Below are 645 nucleotides of genomic sequence, written 5' to 3' on the forward strand. Positions count from 1 at the left end.
GAGCATGCCGTGTGTTGGGCCGATCACCGCCAGCCTGCTGGCTGTAGAAATGGGAGATGCTCGGCAGTACGGCAGTAGCCGGGACTTTGCGGCCTCTGTAGGTCTGGTGCCCCGCCAGTACAGCACTGGTGGTAGGCCAGCTTTGCTGGGGATCAGCAAGCGTGGCGACAAGAACCTTCGGCATTTGCTGGTGCTGTGCGCACGGGTCTACATGCTTCGCCTGAAGTATCAGAAAGGCCCATTGGCCGATTGGGTGCGTTCATTGCTCGCGCGACGTCACTCCAATGTGGTGGCCTGCGCGTTGGCCAACAAACTGGCACGCATTGCGTGGGCCATTGCCACTCGGCACACGCAATATAAAACGGAGCCAGACGCGATAAACGCCTGACCCCGTTGTGCTGCACCGAGTTTCACCATCAGGTTTTGCGATAGCTGAACAACAGATGAAATAAACGGCCGATCGGCCTGGCGATGATCCTGAACGACCAATTGGCTCTTGGAAGCCGCCTACTTTGTTAGGATCGCCAGGTGCGAATGCTCATCGTGGCGCGGGATGCGAGCCCAATAGACGCCGGATAGATTGAAGCAAGCCATCCATTCCATCTGATGAACAGTATTGCAAAAAATGGGGTGACCATAGATTGG

The 645-nt window shown here is 56.6% G+C and carries 1 protein-coding gene; it reads left to right on the top strand.

The genetic code is table 11. The features are described from left to right. On the top strand, positions 1-388 hold a 388-nt coding region (locus tag AC25M7_RS25465; protein ID WP_486971636.1), incomplete at its 5' end, for a transposase. Positions 389-645 lie beyond the last annotated feature (257 nt).

The organism is Pseudomonas sp. P106(2024), assembly GCF_057480815.1.